The sequence below is a fragment of the Limimaricola variabilis genome (assembly GCF_014195545.1).
Lineage (GTDB): Bacteria > Pseudomonadota > Alphaproteobacteria > Rhodobacterales > Rhodobacteraceae > Limimaricola > Limimaricola variabilis.
On the sequence record NZ_JACIBX010000009.1, the window covers coordinates 68519 to 87321 of the forward strand.

Annotated in this window: 18 protein-coding genes; 8 read left to right on the forward strand and 10 right to left on the reverse strand. The window is 69.1% G+C overall.

The genetic code is table 11. The features are described from left to right. Positions 1 to 74 precede the first annotated feature (74 nt). Both FHS00_RS12340 and FHS00_RS12345 read left to right on the forward strand, forming a co-directional pair. Positions 75 to 563: a GNAT family N-acetyltransferase gene (locus FHS00_RS12340; RefSeq protein WP_183474020.1), complete on the forward strand. Its 489-nt coding sequence runs from the start codon at positions 75 to 77 to the stop codon at positions 561 to 563. A 31-nt stretch (positions 564 to 594) separates the two neighbouring features. Next, complete coding sequence (locus FHS00_RS12345; protein WP_246391295.1) at positions 595 to 1410, forward strand: EcsC family protein; 816 nt, start codon at positions 595 to 597, stop codon at positions 1408 to 1410. Here the strand turns inward: FHS00_RS12345 and arsH are convergent. The 5 genes from arsH to FHS00_RS12370 all read right to left on the reverse strand — a co-directional run bounded on the left by arsH (position 1407) and on the right by FHS00_RS12370 (position 6761). Beyond that, positions 1407 to 2114, reverse strand: a complete 708-nt coding sequence (gene arsH / locus FHS00_RS12350; protein ID WP_183474036.1) for an arsenical resistance protein ArsH — start codon at positions 2112 to 2114, stop codon at positions 1407 to 1409. The genes FHS00_RS12345 and arsH overlap by 4 nt on opposite strands. 60 nt (positions 2115 to 2174) lie before the next feature. Further along, positions 2175 to 4430 carry a phosphoenolpyruvate--protein phosphotransferase gene (locus FHS00_RS12355; RefSeq protein WP_183474039.1) on the reverse strand — a complete coding sequence of 752 codons (2256 nt, stop codon included), beginning with the start codon at positions 4428 to 4430 and terminating at the stop codon, positions 2175 to 2177. Between the two features lie 43 nt (positions 4431 to 4473). Beyond that, positions 4474 to 5712: an aspartate kinase gene (locus tag FHS00_RS12360; RefSeq protein WP_183474042.1), complete on the reverse strand. Its 1239-nt coding sequence runs from the start codon at positions 5710 to 5712 to the stop codon at positions 4474 to 4476. 67 nt (positions 5713 to 5779) lie between these two features. Continuing rightward, positions 5780 to 6202 carry a DUF1178 family protein gene (locus FHS00_RS12365; RefSeq protein WP_183474045.1) on the reverse strand — a complete coding sequence of 141 codons (423 nt, stop codon included), beginning with the start codon at positions 6200 to 6202 and terminating at the stop codon, positions 5780 to 5782. Between the two features lie 67 nt (positions 6203 to 6269). Beyond that, positions 6270 to 6761, reverse strand: coding sequence for an NUDIX hydrolase (locus tag FHS00_RS12370; protein ID WP_183474048.1), 492 nt, complete (start codon positions 6759 to 6761; stop codon positions 6270 to 6272). A 140-nt stretch (positions 6762 to 6901) separates the two neighbouring features. On the opposite strand from FHS00_RS12370, the gene FHS00_RS12375 reads away from it, so the two are divergent. The 4 genes from FHS00_RS12375 (at position 6902) to modC (ending at position 10602) form a co-directional block, all read left to right on the forward strand. Next, positions 6902 to 8026, forward strand: coding sequence for an acetoin utilization protein AcuC (locus FHS00_RS12375; RefSeq protein ID WP_183474051.1), 1125 nt, complete (start codon positions 6902 to 6904; stop codon positions 8024 to 8026). A 61-nt stretch (positions 8027 to 8087) separates the two neighbouring features. Beyond that, positions 8088 to 8852: a molybdate ABC transporter substrate-binding protein gene (modA, locus tag FHS00_RS12380; RefSeq protein WP_183474054.1), complete on the forward strand. Its 765-nt coding sequence runs from the start codon at positions 8088 to 8090 to the stop codon at positions 8850 to 8852. Continuing rightward, a complete protein-coding gene (gene modB, locus FHS00_RS12385) occupies positions 8852 to 9541 on the forward strand; it encodes a molybdate ABC transporter permease subunit (protein ID WP_183474331.1) in 690 nt (229 codons plus the stop codon). Before modA ends, modB begins: the two co-directional genes overlap by 1 nt. Then, positions 9538 to 10602 (forward strand): molybdenum ABC transporter ATP-binding protein, encoded by a 1065-nt coding sequence (gene modC, locus FHS00_RS12390; protein WP_183474057.1) that lies wholly within the window; start codon positions 9538 to 9540, stop codon positions 10600 to 10602. The genes modB and modC overlap by 4 nt, the downstream gene beginning before the upstream one ends. A gap of 57 nt (positions 10603 to 10659) precedes the next feature. Here the strand turns inward: modC and FHS00_RS12395 are convergent, their stop codons facing one another. After that, entirely contained in the window at positions 10660 to 10929 is a 270-nt protein-coding gene (locus FHS00_RS12395; protein WP_183474060.1) for a DksA/TraR family C4-type zinc finger protein, read from the reverse strand. A gap of 121 nt (positions 10930 to 11050) precedes the next feature. Further along, on the reverse strand, positions 11051 to 12568 hold the full coding sequence (nhaC, locus tag FHS00_RS12400; RefSeq protein WP_183474063.1) for a Na+/H+ antiporter NhaC: 1518 nt from the start codon (positions 12566 to 12568) through the stop codon (positions 11051 to 11053). 255 nt (positions 12569 to 12823) lie between these two features. Between nhaC and yghU the strand changes: the two genes are divergently transcribed. Beyond that, positions 12824 to 13690, forward strand: a complete 867-nt coding sequence (yghU, locus tag FHS00_RS12405; protein WP_183474066.1) for a glutathione-dependent disulfide-bond oxidoreductase — start codon at positions 12824 to 12826, stop codon at positions 13688 to 13690. A gap of 63 nt (positions 13691 to 13753) precedes the next feature. Here yghU and FHS00_RS12410 read toward each other — a convergent pair whose 3' ends face one another. Further along, on the reverse strand, positions 13754 to 14998 hold the full coding sequence (locus FHS00_RS12410) for a lytic murein transglycosylase (protein WP_183474069.1): 1245 nt from the start codon (positions 14996 to 14998) through the stop codon (positions 13754 to 13756). Positions 14999 to 15182: 184 nt separating this feature from the next. On the opposite strand from FHS00_RS12410, the gene FHS00_RS12415 reads away from it, so the two are divergent. Continuing rightward, entirely contained in the window at positions 15183 to 16457 is a 1275-nt protein-coding gene (locus FHS00_RS12415) for a cation:proton antiporter (RefSeq protein ID WP_183474072.1), read from the forward strand. 144 nt (positions 16458 to 16601) lie between these two features. Here FHS00_RS12415 and FHS00_RS12420 read toward each other — a convergent pair whose 3' ends face one another. Together FHS00_RS12420 and FHS00_RS12425 are read right to left on the reverse strand one after the other, a co-directional pair. Next, entirely contained in the window at positions 16602 to 17840 is a 1239-nt protein-coding gene (locus FHS00_RS12420; protein WP_183474075.1) for an amino acid aminotransferase, read from the reverse strand. A 17-nt stretch (positions 17841 to 17857) separates the two neighbouring features. Beyond that, a complete protein-coding gene (locus tag FHS00_RS12425; RefSeq protein WP_183474080.1) occupies positions 17858 to 18763 on the reverse strand; it encodes a DMT family transporter in 906 nt (301 codons plus the stop codon). Positions 18764 to 18803 lie beyond the last annotated feature (40 nt).

An 18803-nucleotide genomic window follows, 5' to 3' on the forward strand; every position in this document is an offset into this window, starting at 1 on the left:
GCGGTTTGCACCGCGCCCCCGCCATGCTAGGGCGCGGCGCGCGGCGCGCTTCGCCGCGGGGGCGGGAGTGACGCATGGCCGAGATCGCGCGCGAGGCGCCCGGGGATTTCCACGAGGTCGAAGCTCTCTACGACCTGTGCTTCGCACCGGGACGCGAGGCGCTGTCGTCGTATCGCTTGCGTGACGGAGTGCCGCCGGAGGCGGCGCTGTGCCTCGTGGCGCGCGGCCGCGCGGGCGAGGTGGCCGGGGCGATCCGCACCTGGCCGGTGCGCGTGGACGAGGTACCCGCGCTGCTTCTGGGGCCGGTCGCGGTGCACCCGACCCGTCAGGGCGAAGGCCTTGGCGCGCTGCTGATCCACAAGGTGGTCGCCCGGGCACGCGATCTGGGCCATCCACGCATGATGCTCGTCGGTGACGCGCCCTATTACGCCCGCTTCGGCTTCGCGCGGCTCGAAGGCGTGGTCATGCCGCCGCCGACCAATCCCGAACGCGTGCTCGGGCTCGAGCTCGTGGAGGGCGGCTGGGACGGGATCGCGGGCGAAGTGACGCGCGCAGTGGATTGAAAACCGCCCCGGGCATCCCAGATATCGGCGCATGAGCCCCGTCATGCGCGAGATCAATCCCGAACATCCCCCCGCGCCGCTCGATGCGGCGGTGAAGGACGAGATCACGGCGCTGGCCGAACGTCAGGCGCGCGCGGGGCGCGGGCTGATACGGATCATCAATCTGGCCGGCAATCGTGTCGAGGGCGGCATCCGGATGCTGCCAAAGCCCGCCCGGGCGCGGATCGAGGCGGCGGCACGGGCCGCGCTGACGCGCAGCTACGACATGGCCGAACGCACCCGCGCCCCTGGCAATGGCGCGGCCGTGCTCGAGGCAGCCTTCGGCTCGGACCGGGCGGCGCGGTTCATGTGCACGCTGTCGGGGGCGCTGGGCGGCCTAGGCGGAATGACCACGGCGCTGGCCGAACTGCCGGTCGCCACCACGATGATCTTTCGCGCCGTCCAGCGCGTGGCCGAGGCCAATGGCGAGGATCCTGCCAGCGCCGAAACTCGGGCCGAATGCCTGCGCGTGTTCGGCGCCGGGGGCACGGAGGAGGATGACGACGGCGTCGACACCGCCTTTCTCGGCGCGAGGCTCGGCCTTTCAGGCGTCGCCGTGAACCGGTTGATCTCGCGCGTGGCGCCGCGCTTTGCCACCGTGCTGGGACAGAAGCTTGCAGGCCAAGCCGTGCCGATCCTTGGCGCCGCGGCCGGTGCGGGCACGAATTACGCTTTCATCGATTATTACGTTGAGATCGCACATGTCCATTTCGGGCTGCGGCGGCTGGCGCGCGTCCATGGCGAGACGGCGGTGCTCGAGGCCTTCCACGCGGCGCTCGACCGCCGCCGTATGCCGGCGCGGCGCTAGATCCTACCGGTGTTCACCCGCTTCGACAGCGCCGCGTGGCTCTCTACCCGCTCGGAGTAGCGGTCGGTCAGGGCGGGACGGCCGCGGGTCATGTAGGTGAACTTCACCAGCTCCTCCATCACGTCGACGATCCGCGCGTAATAGGGCGAGGGCTTCATCCGCCCGGCCTCGTCGAACTCGTCCCACGCCTTGGCGACCGAGGACTGGTTGGGGATCGTCACCATGCGCATCCAGCGGCCCAATACCCGCATCTGGTTGAGGGCGTTGAAGCTCTGCGAGCCGCCGCAGACCTGCATCAGGGCGAGGGTCTTGCCCTGGGTCGGCCGCACGCTGCCCAACGAGAGCGGGATCCAGTCGATCTGCGCCTTGAGGATGCCCGTCATCGCGCCATGCCGCTCGGGGCTGGACCAGACCATGCCTTCGGACCAGTCCGCGAGTTCGCGCAGTTCGGCGACCTTGGGGTGGTCGGCAGGTTCGGCATCCGGCAGCGGCAGGCCGGTGGGGTCGAAGATCCGCACCTCGGCTCCGAGATGTTCGAGCAGCCGCGCGGCCTCCTCGGCGGCGAAGCGCGAGAAGGAGCGGGTGCGCAGGCTGCCATACAGGATCAGGATGCGCGGCGCGTGGCCCGGATCGCCGGGGGCGGCGTAGAGCGCCGGGTCGATCGGCTCCAGCCGGTCGCGGTCGAGATTGGGCAGGTCGGACATGGCCGTCTCCTCATTTCCATTTTTCTGGATATATGGAAGTGAGGAGGGCGGTTCAAGTCGTCACATCAGCCAGCCCTGCGAGGTCAGCCATTTGGTCACAGCCGGCCGCACCGATGCAGCGCCCTCGGCCCGCGCCTCTTCGATGACACCGCGCAGCGCCTTGAGGTTGCAGTGCCGAATCAGGTGCTTGACCGGTCCGACCGAGGCCGGGCGCATCGACAGCATCGGAAAACCAAGGGCGGCGAGGCACAGCGCCTCCATCGGCCGTCCCGCATCCTCGCCGCAGAAGGAGATCGGCGTGCCGGCCGCCTTGGCGCGGGAGAGGATGTGGTCGAGGAAGCTCAGGAAGCTCACGTCGAGCGTATCGTAGCGGCGGCGCACCCGCTCGTTCTCGCGATCGGCGGCGAAGAAGAACTGCTTGAGATCGTTGCCGCCCACGGAGAGGAAGTCGACCTCGTGGTAGAAGCAGTCTGGCGCGTAGGCGAGGCTCGGCGTCTCGAGCATGGCGCCGACCTCGATGGTTTCGGGCAGCGCATGGCCGAGGATGCGCTCGCGCGCCATCGCCTTCTCGAATTCCTCGCGCGCGGCATAGAATTCGGCCGGCAGGGTGATGAAGGGAAACATCACCGATAGCGGGCGGCCATTCGCGGCGCGGATCAGTGCCTGCAGCTGCATCCTGAGCACGCCGGGCTTGTCGAGCCCGACCCGCACCGCGCGCCAGCCCATCGCCGGGTTCGGCTCGTCATTGGGCTTCATGTAGCTCAGCACCTTGTCCGAGCCGATGTCGAGCGTTCGGAAGGCAACGCGCTTGCCGTCCGCCGCGTCCATCACCCGCGCATAGAGCGCCGAGAGCTCGGCGCGCTTGGGCATCTTGTTGCGGATCAGGAACTGCAGCTCGGTGCGAAACAGCCCGACCCCTTCGGCGCCCGAGCCCTTGAGCGAGGGCAGGTCGGCCATCAGTCCGGCATTCATGTGCAGCGAGATCGTGCTGCCGCACAGCGCGGTGGCCTTCAGATCGCGGATCGAGGCATAGCGTTCGAGCGCACGGGCCTGCATCGCGATCTTGTCGCGGAACGCGGTCTTCACCGTCTCCTCGGGCCGCAGATGCGCCACGCCCTGATCGCCGTCGACCAGGATCACGTCACCGTTCAGCGCCTCCTGGGTGATGTTGCGCGCATGGATCACCAGCGGAATCGCCCAGGCCCGGGCGACGATCGCGGCGTGGGAGCCGACCGAGCCCTCTTCGAGCACGATGCCCCTGAGCTTCTTGCCGTATTCGAGAAGCTCGCCGGGGCCGATATTGCGCGCAACCAGCACAGGGTCGTCGGGCATCTCGGCGCCGGTGTCGCGGCCCTGTCCGGTCAGGATGCGCAGCAGCCGGTTCGACAGATCGTCGAGATCCGAGAGCCGCTCGCGCATGTAATGATCGCCCGAGCGGTTCATCCGCGAACGCGCCAGCGACTGCTCCTTTTCCACGGCGGCCTCGGCCGAGAGCCCGCTTTCGATGTCCTCCTCCATGCGCCGCATCCAGCTGCGCGAATTGGCGAACATGCGATAGGTCTCGAGCACCTGCACCTGATCGGCATTCGCGGTCGTCGCCCCCGAGAGCATCTCGTCGACGGTGACGCGCAGCTTGTCCACGGCCTGGCGCAGCCGCTCCAGCTCGATCGCCGGGTCGTCGGCGATCGGGTTGGTGACGACGACGCGGGGGTCGTGCAGCCAGACATGGCCCTCGGCCGCGCCCTCCTGGCCGGAAGTGCCCTTGAACATCACCGCCTGCTGGTGACGCGCTGAGAGCGCGGCACCGGTATCGATGAAGGCGCCCAGCTCGGTCATCTCGGCCAGCACCATGGCCACGACCTCGAGCGCATAGACCTCGTCGGGGGTGAATTCGCGCGCCGCCTTGGACTGCACCACCAACACGCCCAAGGGCTCGCCCAGGCGCTGGATCGGCACGCCGCAGAAGCTGGAATACCGTTCCTCGCCGGTCTCGGGCATGTAGCGGAAGCCCGGCTCGGCGGGGGCGTCGGCGGTGTTGACCACCTGGCGGGTGCGGGCGGTGCGGCCGACCAGGCCCTCGCCGAGTCGCATCCTTGTCTGGTGCACGGATTCGGCCTTGAGACCCTCGGTGGCGCAGAGCTCGAGGGTCTCGGCGTCGCGGAACAGGTAGATCGAGCAGACCTCGGTCTTCATCGAGGAGGCAATCAGCCCGACGATGCGGTCGAGCCGCGCCTGGCCCGCGCCGCCCTCGGCCATCACGGCCGAAAGGCGCCCCAGCAGCTTGCGGCTCTCGGATTCTACCTGTCGATCGACCATCGCCGCCCCTTCGCCGCCCGTACCCTGGGGGGAGTCGTCCCGGTCAGGCGGCCTTGTCCAGCCCGAAGGCATCATGGAGGGCCTGCACGGCGAGTTCCATGTATTTCCGGTCGATCAGTACGGAAATCTTGATCTCCGAGGTGGTGATGACCTTGATATTGATGCCTTCGGCGGCAAGTGCCTTGAACATGTCGGCGGCGACGCCGGTATGGCTGCGCATGCCGATGCCGACGACCGAGACCTTGGCCACGCCGGTGTCGGTGACGAGGTCGTTGAAGCGGATGTCGCCACGCTCGCGGGCGGCTTCGACCGCCTTCTCGGCGCGCATCACCTGGTCGTTGGGGCAGGAGAAGGTCATGTCGGTGCGACCCTCTTCCGAAATGTTCTGGACGATCATGTCCACGTTCACGCTCGCATCGGCGAGCGCGCCGAAGATCGCCGAGGCGATGCCGGGCCGGTCGGCCACGGAGATGAGCGTCATCTTGGCCTCGTCGCGGGAATAGGCGACACCGGCGACCACGTTGCTTTCCATGATATCCTCCTCGTCGCAGACGAGCGTTCCCGCATCGTCGGACTGTTCCTCGAAGCTCGACAGCACGCGCAGCTTCACCTTGTAACGCATCGCCAGCTCGACCGAGCGGGTCTGCAGCACCTTGGCCCCGAGAGAGGCCAGCTCCAGCATCTCCTCGAAGGCGATGCGATCGAGCTTGCGGGCCTTCTCGCAGATCCGCGGGTCAGTGGTGTAGACCCCGTCCACGTCGGTGTAGATGTCGCAGCGCACCGCGTCGAAGGCGGCCGCGAAGGCCACCGCCGTGGTGTCCGAGCCACCCCGGCCCAGCGTGGTGATGCGGCCCTCGGGACTGACGCCCTGAAAGCCCGCGACCACGGCGACCTTCATGCCCTCGGCGAACTTGGCGCGGATGTTCTCGGGCGGGATGTCCTCGATGCGCGCGGCGCCATGGGCACTCGTCGTCTGCACCGGCACCTGCCAGCCCTGCCAGCTGCGCGCCGGGATATCCATTTCCTGAAGCCGCAGCGCCATCAGGCCCGCGGTCACGTTCTCGCCCGAGGAGGTGACGGCGTCGTATTCGCGCGCGTCATACATCGGGGAGGTCTCATTGACCCAGCCAACCAGCTCGTTGGTCTTGCCGGCCATCGCCGAGACGATCACGATCACCTCGTGCCCCTTGGCCACCTCGACGGCCACGCGTTTCGCGGCACGGTGGATCCGATCGAGCGTGGCGACCGAGGTGCCGCCGAATTTCATCACCAGGACCGACATGGCTCTCCCCGCGCAGATTCCGGCGCCTCCATAGCGGCCGGGCGACGCGAGGGCAATGGAGGTAGGATCAGTTGGTCCGGCGCTTGGGCGCGAAAGGCAGCGGCGCGACCGGAATCCCGTCCTCGATCAACCGCCGCGCCTCTTCGGGGCGGGCTTCGCCATGGATCGCCCGCTCGGGGGTCTTGCCTTCATGCATGGACCGAACCTCGCGCACGAAGGTATCGCCGACATAGTCGGAATTCGCCTCCAGCTTGCGCCGCAGCTCGGCCATCGCCTTTTCGAGCGGGCTGCCCGGTTCCGACAGCCGCCGCTTCGGCGCAGTGGCGTTCTCGTTGACCGAGGGCGCCATCAGCGCCTTCTTCACCCGCGCGTCGCCGCAGACCGCGCAGGAGAGCTGCCCGGCCTTCTCGAGCGCGTCATAGGCGCTCGCGGAGGCGAACCAGCTATCGAAGGCGTGGCCGTTCTGGCAGGTGAGGTCGTAACGGATCATCGGCAGAAATCCTGGTCTGATAGCCATCAGATAGGCGCAGAGGCGGAAAGGTGCAAAGTGCCGCGCTTCACGAGGCCGGGGGCGGGTCCGCCTCCGTCATGCGCGGGCGCTGCGGTGCGGGGTCGAAGCCGAGCACCATCTGCCGCAGCTCGGGCGCGGAGAGCTTGGCCGCGGCTGCCTCGCGGGTGAACCACTTGCGGCGTCGTTCGCCGCGTTCGGGCCAGTCCGCGAGCACTTGGGTGACCCGGACCGGAAAAACCATGGCGAAATGCGGCCGCCCGCTGCGGCCGCTGCCCTTCACATAGGACCATATGCCGAGGCAGCGATCCTCCGGCAGGCCGATGAGCCCGGCTTCCTCGCGCGCCTCGGCCGCCGCCGCCTCGGCCGGGGTAGCACCGTCCATTGGCCAACCCTTGGGCAGGATCCAACGGCCACGCCCCCGGCTGGTGATCAGACAGATCTCGATCGAATCGCCGGCCACGCGCCAGGGCAGGGCCGCGAACTGGGTTCGGCCCATGCGCTGGTGCCGCTTGGCGACGCGGAGCGGGTGCTGGATCATGGGGTCTCTCGGGGCCGCTTAAGGTCTGCCAGTGGTTCCATGAGCGGGCAGGGGCTGGCAAGACATGGGCGCGCCCCGGCCGCGGCGACGTGGCGATGGCGCCGCGTTCGAACGCGCAGGGTGCGGGTGGGGAACGAGGCATGACAACAAGAGCGCGTTTCATCGGATCCGAGATCTACCGGGGATCGTCCTATGGTGCCTGGCATCCGCTGCGGGTGCCGCGGGTCTCGACCGTCATGGACCTCGCCCGCGCGCTGGGCTGGCTGCCCGATGCGGCCTATATCCGCAGCCCGCGTGCCCGACCGGCGGCGCTGCACGCCTTTCACACGCCGGACTATGTCTCGGCCCTGTTGGCGGCCGAGGAGACACAACAGGTCGCCGGCGAGACCCGCGCGCGCCACCAGCTCGGTACGCCGGCCAACCCGGTCTTTCCCGAGATGTATCGCCGCCCCGCCACCGGTGTGGGCGGGGCGCTGCTGGCAGGCGAGTTGCTGCGCGATGGCGGGCGGTTGCATCTGCCGGGCGGCGGGACCCATCACGGGCTGCCCGATCGCGCCAACGGCTTTTGCTATCTCAACGACCCGGTCTTCGCGATCCTGTCCCTCAGGCATCATGGCGCGCGGCGCGTCGCCTATGTCGATATCGACGCGCATCACTGCGACGGGGTCGAGGCGGCCTTCGCACGCGATTCCGACACGCTTCTCGTTTCGACCCATGAGGAGAACCGATGGCCCCGCACCGGCGCGCTGGAGGATGTCGGCTCCGGGCAGGTCTTCAACCTGCCGCTGCCGTCCGGTGCCGGCGATGACGCGATGGCGCTGGCGCGGGACCGGGTGATCCTCCCCGCCGTTGCCGCGTTCCGGCCGGATGCGATCGTGCTGCAATGCGGATCCGACGCGCTGGAAGAAGACCCGCAGTCGCGGCTCGCCATGTCAGGCCATGCCCATCTGTCGGTGTTGCGCGCGCTCATGCCGCTTGCGCCGCGTTTCCTGCTGCTGGGCGGCGGCGGCTACAACCCTTGGGGCGTCGGTCGCCTCTGGACGGCGGCATGGGGTGTTCTGGCAGGTCACGCGCTGCCCGACCGGCTGCCGGAACCGGCGCAGGCGGTGCTGCGGGCTCTGGAATGGGGCAACCAGAAACGCGTCAAGCGGCCGCCGGCAGAGTGGCTGACCACGCTGGTCGACCCGCCGCGCCCGGGTCTCCTGCCGGATCTGCTGCGCGACCGCGTTGCGACGCTGGAGTCGCGGCTGGTGGCATGGGTCTGAGCCGCACCCTTGCGGGGCAGGGTCGGGGGATGCGAGAGGGAAGCGTCAGACGGGGAGAAACATGCGCACCGGAATCCTGCTCGCAGCGTTGCTGGCGGCTTCGCCCGGTCTCGGCCGGGCCGAGATACTGACCTTCGCGGCGGCGAGTCTTGGCGGCCCGCTCGACCGCGCCATCGAGGTCTGGGAGGCGCAGGGCGGCGCCCCGGTGACCGTGTCCTATGCCGGCAGCTCGGCCTTGGCGCGCCAGATCGCCGCCGGTGCCCCAGCCGATCTCTTCGTCTCGGCCAGCACGGAATGGATGGACGAGGTGGCAAAAGACGGGCTGATCCAGCCTGAAAGCCGTCGCGACCTTATGGGCAACGCGCTGGTGCTCGTCGCCGAGCCGCACGCTAAGCCGGTGACGATCGGCCCCGATCTCGACCTTCCCGCGCTTCTGGGCGATGGCCGTCTGGCCATGGCACTGGTCGACGCGGTACCGGCCGGCCAATACGGCCGCGCGGCGCTGGAGAGCCTCGATCTATGGAACGAGGTCGCGCCGCGCGTCGCGCAGGCCGAGAACGTGCGCGCCGCGCTGGCGCTCGTGGCCAGCGGTGCCGCGCCCTATGGCATCGTCTACGCCACGGACGCGCATGAGGAGCCGCGGGTGCGCGTGGTGGGTCAGTTTCCCGAAGACAGCCACCCGCCGATCCTCTACCCGGCCGCCCTCGTGGCCGGGGCGGATGAGGACGCGGCGGCGTTTCTAGACTTCCTGTCCGGCCCGCTGGCGGGCGAGATCTTCGCGGAGGCGGGCTTCACCCGGCCGCCGCAGGCGGAGGCGCCGGAGTGATCGACTGGCTCGGTCCCGAGGAATGGCAGGCGGTGCGGCTGTCGCTCAAGGTGTCGGCCACCGCCGTCGCGGCGAGCCTTCCGCTCGGGCTGCTCTGCGCGCTGGCACTGGCCAAGGGCCGGTTTCCGGGGCGGCAGCTTCTCAACGGGCTGGTGCATCTGCCGCTGATCCTGCCGCCGGTGGTGACCGGCTACCTGCTCTTGATCGCCTTCTCGCGGCAGGGCCCGCTGGGTTCGCTGCTCGAGCCGCTCGGCGTGTCCTTCGCCTTTCGTTGGACCGGCGCGGCACTCGCTGCCGCGATCATGGCCTTTCCGCTGATGGTGCGGCCGATGCGGCTTGCCTTCGAGGCGGTCGATCCGGGGCTCGAGGCGGCGGCGGCGACGCTCGGCGCGTCGCGGCTCAGGGTCTTCGCCACCGTGACGCTGCCGCTGGCGCTGCCCGGCGTGGTGGCGGGCGCCATCCTCGCCTTCGCCAAGGCCATGGGCGAGTTCGGTGCCACCATCACCTTCGTGTCGAACATCCCCGGCGAAACCCGGACCATCCCGACCGCGATCTATGCATTCCTGCAGATGCCGGGCGGCGAGGGCGCGGCGCTGCGGCTCGTGGCGGTCTCCATCGCGCTGGCCATGGGCGCGCTTCTGGCCTCGGAATGGCTGTCGCGGCGGATCGCGCGGCGGGTGGCGGCATGATCGCGATTCACGTGAAAAAGCGACTCGGCGCCTTCGATCTTGACGCGGAGTTCGAGGCGCTGCCCGGCGTCACCGCGCTGTTCGGCCGCTCGGGCTCGGGCAAGACCAGCGTCATCAATGCCGTGGCGGGGCTGCTGCGACCGGATGCGGGGCGGATCGAAGTTGACGGAGCGGTGCTCTATGACCGGGCGGCGCGGGTCGACGTGCCGGTGCATCGTCGCCGCGTCGGCTACGTGTTTCAGGATGCGCGGCTGTTCCCCCACATGTCGGTGGAAAAGAACCTCGCCTATGGCGGCCGCCACGACCGCGACCGGGTGATCGCCATGCTCGGGCTTGAGGGGCTGCTCGAGCGTCGTCCTGCCGCGCTTTCGGGGGGTGAGCGGCAGCGCGTGGCGATCGGGCGCGCGTTGATGAGCGATCCACGCATCCTGCTGATGGACGAGCCGCTCTCGGCGCTCGACGCGGCGCGCAAGGCCGAGATCCTGCCTTGGCTCGAGCGGCTGCGCGACGAGGCCGGGCTGCCGATTCTCTATGTCAGCCACGCTGCCTCCGAGGTCGCGCGACTGGCCACCACGGTGGTGGTGATGGAGGCGGGCCGCGTGCTGCGCGCGGGGGCGGTCGCCGAGGTGCTGTCCGACCCGGCGGCGGTCGGCATGATCGGCGCGCAGGAGGCGGGCGCGGTGGTGCGGGCGCGGATCGCCGGGCTCGACCGGATCGACGGGCTGACGGAGCTGGCGCTGTCCGGCGGACGGATCGTGCTGCCTGGTCGGCTCGGCGGCATCGGCACCCATCTGCGGCTGCGCATCTCGGCGCAGGACGTGATCCTCGCCCGCGAGAAGCCGCAGGGTCTGAGCGCCCTCAATATCCTGCCCGCCGAGGTCACTGCCCTCGACGAGGGCCCCGAAGGCGTGGCGGTGGGCCTGCTATGCGGCAGCGACCGGCTGCTGGCGCGGGTCACACGCCGCTCGGCCCGGGCGCTCCGGCTGGAGCCGGGGCAGGGGGTCTGGGCGATCGTCAAGGCGAGCGCGGTGGCCCCTGACGATGTCGGCGGCGCGGTCTGAACTCCGGGCGTCCGTTCCGGTCATGCTTCCCCGAATCCGCGGAGCCGCTCTCCTTGTTCAGCGCAGCTGGCTGTCCTTGGATCCACGCCGATTGATGCCGCCGCGGGCTTGCGGCCGGGCATCGCGCCCCTGCTGACACTCGATGCAGAGCTTCACGCCGGGGATCGCCTCGCGTCGCCGCTCGGGGATCTCCTCGTCGCATTCCGCGCAATGGGTCGCGCTTTCACCGACCGGGCCGCGCCGCGCCTGCATGCGCTTCAGCTCGTCATTGATCGAGGCCTCGATCTGCTCTTCCACCGCGCCGTCGCGGGCCCAGCCTCCGGCCATGATCGCCTCCCGTGATTGGATCTCCTTTCACCTAGGCGCTCGCGCCGCGAAGTGAACCCCTGTACCCCGACATGAAAAAGCCCCGCCGAAGCGGGGCTTTTGGGTCGTCTGCAGGCCTGGTTCAGACCGGCATGGCTTCCTTGGCGGGGCCGGGGTCGCCGAGGTGGTCGTGACCGGAGAGGTCCATGACGTCCTCGTTGTCGCGAGCCCAGTTGGCGCGGTCCTTGTCGGAGGCCTTGGGCGAGAACAGCCCCGTGACGGCGTAGAAGATACCGATCACCGGCGCAGTCCAGCAGGCGAAGGCCAGCGGGATGTAGAGCAGGTTCTCCATGTTGCCGTCCATGATGCCGAGGCCCAGCGCGGTGATCACGAAGGCACCGCCGGCGTTCCACGGGATCAGGGGGCTCATCAGCGTGCCGCCTTCCTCGGTGGCGCGGCTCAGGTTGAGCGTGGAGTAGCCCATGCCGCGATAGAGCGGCGCATACATCCGGCCCGGCAGGGCGATCGAGATGTAGGGATCGCCCGCAACCACGTTGGTGGCAAACGAGGTGACGATGGCCGAGGACTGCACCGCGGCAAAGCTCTTCACCCGGTTGACGATGGCGAGGATGATCGCCTCGAGGCAGCCGGTGCGCTCCAGCGCGCCACCGAAGCCCAGCGCGATCAGCATCAGCGAGATGGTCCACATCATCGACTGGATGCCGCCCTTGTTCAGCAGCGCGTCGATGTCGGCGATGCCGGTCTCGATCGAGTAGCCCGACTGCGCGTAGGTGAACACGTCATGCAGGCCGACGCCCTGCTGGAACATGGCGATGATGCCACCCAGCAGCACGCCCGCGAAGAGCGAGGGCAGCGGCGGCTGGCGGAACAGCGCGAGACCGATGACCAGCAGTGCCGGGGTCAGCGGGATCAGCCCGAGGGCGAAGTCCTGCTCCAGCCGCGCGGTGATCTGGGTGATCGCCTCAAGCGAGGTATCGGCCGGCTCGATCAGCCCGTAGCCCGCCACGATATAGACGCCCAGCGCGATCAGCATCGCGGGCACCGTGGTCGGCAGCATGTTCTGGATGTGGTCGAAGATGTTCACGCCGGTCACGGCGGGGGCGAGGTTGGTGGTGTCCGACAGCGGCGAGATCTTGTCGCCGAAGAAGGCGCCCGAGACGATCGCACCGGCGGTCCAGTACATCGGGATGCCGAAGCCCGCGCCGATGCCCATGAGCGCCACGCCGATCGTGCCGACCGTGCCCCAGGAGGTGCCCAGCGACAGCGAGACGACCGCACAGAGGATCATCGCGGCGGCAAGGAAGATCGAGGGGTTCAGAAGGGTCAGGCCGTAATAGATCAGTGTCGGCACGGTGCCCGAGGCGATCCAGACGCCGATGATCATGCCAACCACGATCAGCACCGAAAGCGACGGCAGCGAGACGTGGATGACGTGGAACACGCCCTCGCGGATATCGGTCCATTTCTGGCCGCGCAGGACGCCCAGCAGGCCGGTGATGGCGAGGCCGATGACCAGCGGGATATGCGGCGTGAAGTCACCGAAATAGAAGAGCTGCAGGCCGAGTAGGCCCAAGGTCAGAACGACCGGCAACAGGGCCAGTCCGAGCGATGGCAGTTTTCTGTCTGTCGTGTCGGTCACGTGGGAGCGATCTCCTGACTGTTGAAAAAGGCGCCTTATGGGGGAATTAGCGGAGAATTGCCACCGGGGTAGGGGAATTTCGGCTGAAATAATCTGGTTTCGAAGGCATATGGAGCCGTCATGGCCCATTATTGCAGGCGGATCGGGCCGTGGTGCGGAAGTGCGCAACGGATTGTGCAGGGCCTCTCCCTCGACAGCCACCTTCCGCAGGGACATCTACCGGACCAACCCGTCACAGATGTCAGGACACCCGCGATGAAGGATCTCACCGAGTACACCCCGCCCAAGGTCTGGACCTGGGATGCGGAGAATGGCGGCCAGTTCGCCAAGACCAACCGCCCCATCGCCGGGGCGACCCATGACAAGCCGTTGCCCGAGGGCGAGCATCCCTTCCAGCTCTACTCCATGGCCACGCCCAATGGCGTTAAGGTCACGATGCTGTTCGAGGAACTGCTCGAAGCGGGACATGAGGGCGCGGAATACGACGCCTGGCTCATCAGGATCGGCGAGGGCGACCAGTTCGGTTCGGGCTTCGTGGAGATCAATCCGAACTCCAAGATCCCGGCGCTGGTGGACCGCACCGGCGACGCGCCGCAGCGGGTCTTCGAATCGGGCGCGATCCTTCTGCATCTGGCGGAGAAGTTCGGGGCCTTCCTGCCGAAGGAGCCGGGCCGGCGCACCGAGGCGCTGAGCTGGCTGTTCTGGCAGATGGGAAGCGCGCCCTATCTGGGCGGCGGCTTCGGACACTTCTATGCCTATGCGCCGGAAAAGTTCGAATACCCGATCAACCGTTTCGCCATGGAGACCAAGCGCCAACTCGACGTGCTCGACCGGCACTTGGCCGAGCATGAGTTCATGGCGGACGAGTACTCGATCGCCGACATGGCGATCTGGGCTTGGTACGGTCAACTGGTGCTGGGCCGCCTCTACGATGCCGCCGAGTTCCTCGACGTCGAGAGCTACGGCCACGTGATGCGCTGGGCGAAGGCCATCGATGCCCGGCCCGCGGTTCGGCGGGGCCGCATGGTCAACCGCTCCTTCGGCGATCCGGCCCTGCAGCTGCACGAACGGCACGCGGCCGAGGATTTCGAGACCAAAACGCAAGACAAGATCGGCGGCTGAGCCGGCGCATCTTCGAGAAGAGAGGGCTGGCACCGACGGGTGCCAGCCCTTTTCGTTTGCATGTCAGCGCAATGCGGACTTCATCCCGGCCTCGGAAAAGCAGGTCGGCGCACGCCCCTGCGTGGCCTGCCACTGGCCGATCGAGCGTCGGGTCTTGTAGCCCGCCAGCCCGTCGGCCCCGCCCGTGTCGTAGCCCTTGGACATCAGCGCCTGCTGCATGGCGGCCACGTCGCCGCGCATGAGCCCGCCCACCGCGCCCCAGCCCGCCGCGAAATCGCCCGCCCCATAGGCGATGCGGTCACCGACATGGCCGACGAACAGCGCGTAGAGATCGCTCATGTTGTAGTCCTTGAGCACGTAGAAGTTGGGCGTGACGATGAAGGCGGGACCGTGCCGGCCGGCCGGCATCAACAGAAAGCCCGTCGCGGCGGCTTCATGCGCCGGAAACGGCTTGCCCGAGACGCGGCTGATGCCCATGGCGGCCCAATCGCGGATCAGGCGGCCCTGATCCGGTCCTTCCAGCGCGCAGGAGACATTCGCGGGCACCCGGACCTCGAAGCCCCAGTCGCGCCCCGCCACCCAGCCGTGCCGCGCGAGGTAGTTGCCGATCGAGGCGAGGGTGTCGGCCTCGGATCGCCAGATGTCGGTCCGGCCGTCGCCATCACCGTCGGCTGCGAACTTCAGAAAGCTCGACGGCATGAATTGCGGTTGGCCCAGCGCCCCGGCCCAGCTCGACTTCATCGCACCGGCAGGCGCGTGTCCGGCCTGCGCGATGCGCAGCAGCGCTAGCAGCTCGGCGGTGAAGTATTCGGCGCGGCGCCCCATGAAGGCCTTGGTGCCGAGGACGCGGAAGGCGTCATGCGGGATCGCCGCGCGGCCATAGGCGCTCTCGCGGCCCCAGATCGCCAGGGTGATGTGCCCCGGCACGCCGGTCGCCCGTTCCACCGCGCGCAGCACCCCGGCATGGCGCGCCGCCATCTGACGGCCGGTCGCCGCCGCGCCTTCGACCGCGCCGCGCGAGAAATAGGCAGAGGGGCTCGCGAATTCTGCCTGACGCTGGCGCCCCTGGGGCTGGGTCGGCGCGCCGGGCGGGGCGAGATCCGGGATGTCCCAATCCAGCGCGACATGTCCCAGCGCCGCGTCGAAAGTCCCGCGCGACACGCCCTCGCGCGCCGCCTGCGGCCAGAGCGTCCTCTCGCGCCATTCGCGGAACTGCCGCTCGACAGCCGCGCGATCCTGCGCGCTGGCGGCGAGGGGCAGGACAGCGGGCAGGGCGATCAGCAAGCACAGGGCGATCAGGCGGATCATCGGGGCCTCCGGCAAACGGGGTGGTCTGGGGGACCCTAGACCGCCGACCCCGCCCGGTCACGGCGCTGTGGAGCGCGGGGCAGGCCACCCGGCGTGATCCCGCCGGGGACGCCGAGCTTGCCTGCGCTGCGGACCGACGCATGTTCACTGACGCGAAGGTCGCAGGACATGGCAGGCGAGGCGGATGCAGGAAGAGGCGTTTTTCGGGTTCAATCGCTACCACATCGCGTTGGCGGTGCTGGGGCTGGTGGTGATCGCGGCGCGCTGGCTGCCGCGGCTGGTGTCGCGGCGCGAACCGGCGGCGGCACCGCTGATGATCCTGTTCGGCGCGGGCGTGGCGCTGCTCCTTCCCGACCTCGCCACGCTGCCCGACCCGCGCGAGGCGCCGCTGCCTTGGGAGCTTGCGAGCGAGTTGACCGTGATCGTGGCGCTGTTCGGAGCCGGCATGCGGATCGACGATCTGGGCTCCTGGGCGCGGTGGATGCCGACGATCCGGATGCTGGGCATCGCCATGCCACTGACCATCCTCTCCGTGGCGCTTCTCGGGGTCGGGCTCACCGGCATGACCGTGGCCGGGGCGATCCTGCTCGGCGCGGTTCTCGCGCCCACCGACCCGGTGCTCGCCGCTGACGTCCAGGTCGGACCGCCACAGGAGGGCGAGGAGCATCCCGTCCGCTTCACCCTGACCACCGAGGCGGGACTGAATGACGGCCTCGCCTTTCCCTTCGTCTATCTCGGCCTGATCGTCGCGGCGGAGGGGCTGAACCCGGGCAATTGGTTGATGGAATGGCTGGCGCTCGACGTGGTCTACCGGATCGCCGTGGGCACGGCGATGGGCTGGCTGGGTGGCAAAGCGCTGGCCTTTATACTGTTCCGGCTGCCCTCCGACGCCGCCCTGGCCGAGACCGGCTCGGGCGTGGTGGCGCTGGCGGGCATCCTGCTATGCTACGGTTCGACCGAGTTGGTCGAAGGCTACGGGTTCATCGCGGTGGCGATCCTCGGCCTGACGCTCCGCCGGATCGAGGCGGATCACCATTTCCACCGTCGCCTGCACGACTTCTCCGAATCGATCGAGCATGCGCTGACCGCCGTGCTTCTGGTGGCGCTGGGCACGGTGCTGCCGCTGCTGTTCCGCGACCTCAGCTGGGGGCAGGTCGTGGCGGCGTTGGCGCTGCTGTTGGTAATCCGGCCGCTGGCAGGCTGGGTGTCGCTCGCCGGGAGCGGTTTCCATCCACGCGACCGGATGATCGTCGCCGTCTACGGCGTGCGTGGCATCGGTTCGATCTACTATTTGTGCTATGCCGGCAGCCACATGGAGTTCGTCAACGAGGACGCGCTGTGGTCCTTGGTGGCGCTGGTGATCCTGATCTCGACCATTCTCCACGGCTTCAGCGTCGGCTGGGCGATGGAGCAATCCTCCGAGACGCGTGAGCGTCGAAAGCTCGCTGTCGATCGATGAGGGGCCGCAGCTAGGTGCGGACCGATCCGAGCGATCTGCCCGGATCGGTCTTCCAGCTCAGGGTGATGTTTCGCCTCAATCGGCTAGCGCATCCGCGCCTCGTAAGCCTGAACGATCAGCGGTCCGCTACTTCCTGTGGACCTCTCATCCGATCAGTTCGACCTGCCTTTGCAAAGGGGCCGCGGGGCTGGGCCGGGCGAATGTCCGAATGCGGGATACGGCGTGCAAGGCGCGGGCCAGCGGCGCGATCTGCTCATGCCTGAGCCCCGCGACGTTGATGCGCCCGGTATCGGTGCCGTAGATCGCGAACTCCTCGCGCAGCCGCCGCATTTCCTCCGGTCCGAGTGGCAGCAGCGAGAACATTCCCTTCTGCCGACGCAGACCGGCAAAGGCCGGATCCGCCCCCTCCGCTTCGAGCGCATCGCCCAGGGCCGAACGCAGGCCGTTCACTCGCGCGCGCATCGCGTCGACCTCGCGGAGCCAGCTTTCCGGCGCGACGAGGATCTCTGCCGCGATCGCCGCGCCATGCTCGGGCGGCATGGAGTAACTGGCCCGGGCGATCCGCTCCAGCAGCGGGCCGACCGGGGCGATCGCGGCGGGGCTTTCGCCGACCACCAGTGCCGCGCCGGTGCGTTCGCAATAGAGTCCCATGTTCTTGGAACAACTGGCGGCGATCAGCACGGTGGGGTTTTCGTCCACCACGCGACGCAGCCCCGCGGCGTCTGCCTCCATGCCGTCGCCGAAGCCCTGATAGGCCATATCGACCAGCGGGATCAGCCCGCGTGCAGCGCAGAAGGCCGAGACTTCGGCCCATTGCGGTTCTGACAGGTCGATGCCCGACGGGTTGTGGCAGCAGCCATGCAGCAGCACCACATCGCCGGGCACCGCCGCCTTCAGATCGTCGAGCATCGCGTCAAGATCGAGGGCTCGGTCGTCCTCGCGCAGCCGGTAGGTCTCGAAGCGCAGGCCCGGCGCGGTCATCAGGGGCCGGTGGTTGATGTAGCCCGGATCGCTCGACCAGACGGTCGCATCCGGGCGGGCGGCGGCGATCATCTCGGCCAGGAGCCGCAGCGCGCCAGTGCCGCCGACGCTCTGCATCGCATGGGTGCGGGCGAGGCGGGCCGGCACGTCGCCCAGCAAGAGACGCACCATGCCCGCGTTGAACGCGGCGTTGCCGGACAGCGCGCGGTAGGCCTTGGAGGGCGCGGCCTGCGCGAGCCGCGCCTCGGCCCGGCGCACCGCTTCGGGCACGGGTGTCTCGCCGCTCTCATCGCGGTAGACACCGACCACGAGATCCATGCGCCCCGGGCGCGGGTCGGCGCGGAAGGCCGAGATCAGGCTCCACAGCGGATCGGAGCCGGGCTGGGGCAGTCGGTCGAGCATGACGGTCTCCTACGGGATCAAGAACGGGCGGCGCGGAACACGCCAAGGGTGACGATGGCGATGCCGGCGAAGATCATCGGCGTCAGCGACTCGCCCAGCAGCGGCACCGCGCCGAGGGCTGCGAGGGCAGGGGCGAGGGAGCCCACGGCGGCGCAGGTCGCCGGGCCGAGCCGGGCGATCGCGGCGGCATAGGCGAGGCTCGCCAGCACGCCGACGCCGAGCCCCTGCACCACGAGGAAAGGCAGGATCTCCGTGAACGACACGGTCATGATCCGCGTCTCGACCATGCCCGTGGCGATCATCGCGCCCAGCGCGGCAAGCGAGGGCAGGCACAACAGCAGGGTGCAGCCGATCGGGTCGAGCCCGGCGCGCCGCAGCCCGAGCGTGTAGGCGCCCCACATCAGGCTCGCGCCCAGCAGCAGCCCCGCGCCACCGAGCGCCGCGCCGTCGAGCGCGCCTTGGCCCGCCACGAGCAGCGCCACGCCGCCGAGGATCAGGGCCAGCGCACGGCCGCGCGCGCGGGACACGGCGGTCCTGTCGATCAGGAAAGCGAGCAGGGCAACCGAGAGCGGCGTGGTCCCCGCGATCAGGGCGCCGACATGCGCTGCCGAGGTAAGCCTACCGCCCCATGAGGCGGTAAAGAAGAAGGGCAGCCCCGCCCCGAGCGTCACCAGCGCGGCATCGAGCGGCCGCACCCGGCGCAGCGCCGGAAGCCGCGAAGCGAGCCACGGCGCGAGGATCAACACGGGCAGGCCGAAGCGGATCAGCGCCACGTCGGCCGGTGCCAGCGCCGAGACGCCGATCGCCCGGATCGAGAGCGCGAACCCCGCCCAGATCGTCACCGCCACCGCGATGGCGGCCCAGCCGGCCAGCCGGGACGTGGCGGGCCACGCGCTGGTCGGTGTCATGATGGTCGTGGTCATGCCGCTCTCCTGCCTGTCTCGGGCGCAGCATGGCGTGGCG

Excerpts from the sequence above, each read along its gene's own strand:
- FHS00_RS12340 (WP_183474020.1), top strand. The coding sequence starts at position 75 with ATGGCCGAGATCGCGCGCGAGGCGCCCGGGGATTTCCACGAGGTCGAA.
- FHS00_RS12345 (WP_246391295.1), top strand. The coding sequence starts at position 595 with ATGAGCCCCGTCATGCGCGAGATCAATCCCGAACATCCCCCCGCGCCG.
- arsH (WP_183474036.1), bottom strand. The coding sequence starts at position 2,114 with ATGTCCGACCTGCCCAATCTCGACCGCGACCGGCTGGAGCCGATCGAC.
- FHS00_RS12355 (WP_183474039.1), bottom strand. The coding sequence starts at position 4,430 with ATGGTCGATCGACAGGTAGAATCCGAGAGCCGCAAGCTGCTGGGGCGC.
- FHS00_RS12360 (WP_183474042.1), bottom strand. The coding sequence starts at position 5,712 with ATGTCGGTCCTGGTGATGAAATTCGGCGGCACCTCGGTCGCCACGCTC.
- FHS00_RS12365 (WP_183474045.1), bottom strand. The coding sequence starts at position 6,202 with ATGATCCGTTACGACCTCACCTGCCAGAACGGCCACGCCTTCGATAGC.
- FHS00_RS12370 (WP_183474048.1), bottom strand. The coding sequence starts at position 6,761 with ATGATCCAGCACCCGCTCCGCGTCGCCAAGCGGCACCAGCGCATGGGC.
- FHS00_RS12375 (WP_183474051.1), top strand. The coding sequence starts at position 6,902 with ATGACAACAAGAGCGCGTTTCATCGGATCCGAGATCTACCGGGGATCG.
- modA (WP_183474054.1), top strand. The coding sequence starts at position 8,088 with ATGCGCACCGGAATCCTGCTCGCAGCGTTGCTGGCGGCTTCGCCCGGT.
- modC (WP_183474057.1), top strand. The coding sequence starts at position 9,538 with ATGATCGCGATTCACGTGAAAAAGCGACTCGGCGCCTTCGATCTTGAC.
- FHS00_RS12395 (WP_183474060.1), bottom strand. The coding sequence starts at position 10,929 with ATGGCCGGAGGCTGGGCCCGCGACGGCGCGGTGGAAGAGCAGATCGAG.
- yghU (WP_183474066.1), top strand. The coding sequence starts at position 12,824 with ATGAAGGATCTCACCGAGTACACCCCGCCCAAGGTCTGGACCTGGGAT.
- FHS00_RS12410 (WP_183474069.1), bottom strand. The coding sequence starts at position 14,998 with ATGATCCGCCTGATCGCCCTGTGCTTGCTGATCGCCCTGCCCGCTGTC.
- FHS00_RS12415 (WP_183474072.1), top strand. The coding sequence starts at position 15,183 with ATGCAGGAAGAGGCGTTTTTCGGGTTCAATCGCTACCACATCGCGTTG.
- FHS00_RS12420 (WP_183474075.1), bottom strand. The coding sequence starts at position 17,840 with ATGCTCGACCGACTGCCCCAGCCCGGCTCCGATCCGCTGTGGAGCCTG.
- FHS00_RS12425 (WP_183474080.1), bottom strand. The coding sequence starts at position 18,763 with ATGACCACGACCATCATGACACCGACCAGCGCGTGGCCCGCCACGTCC.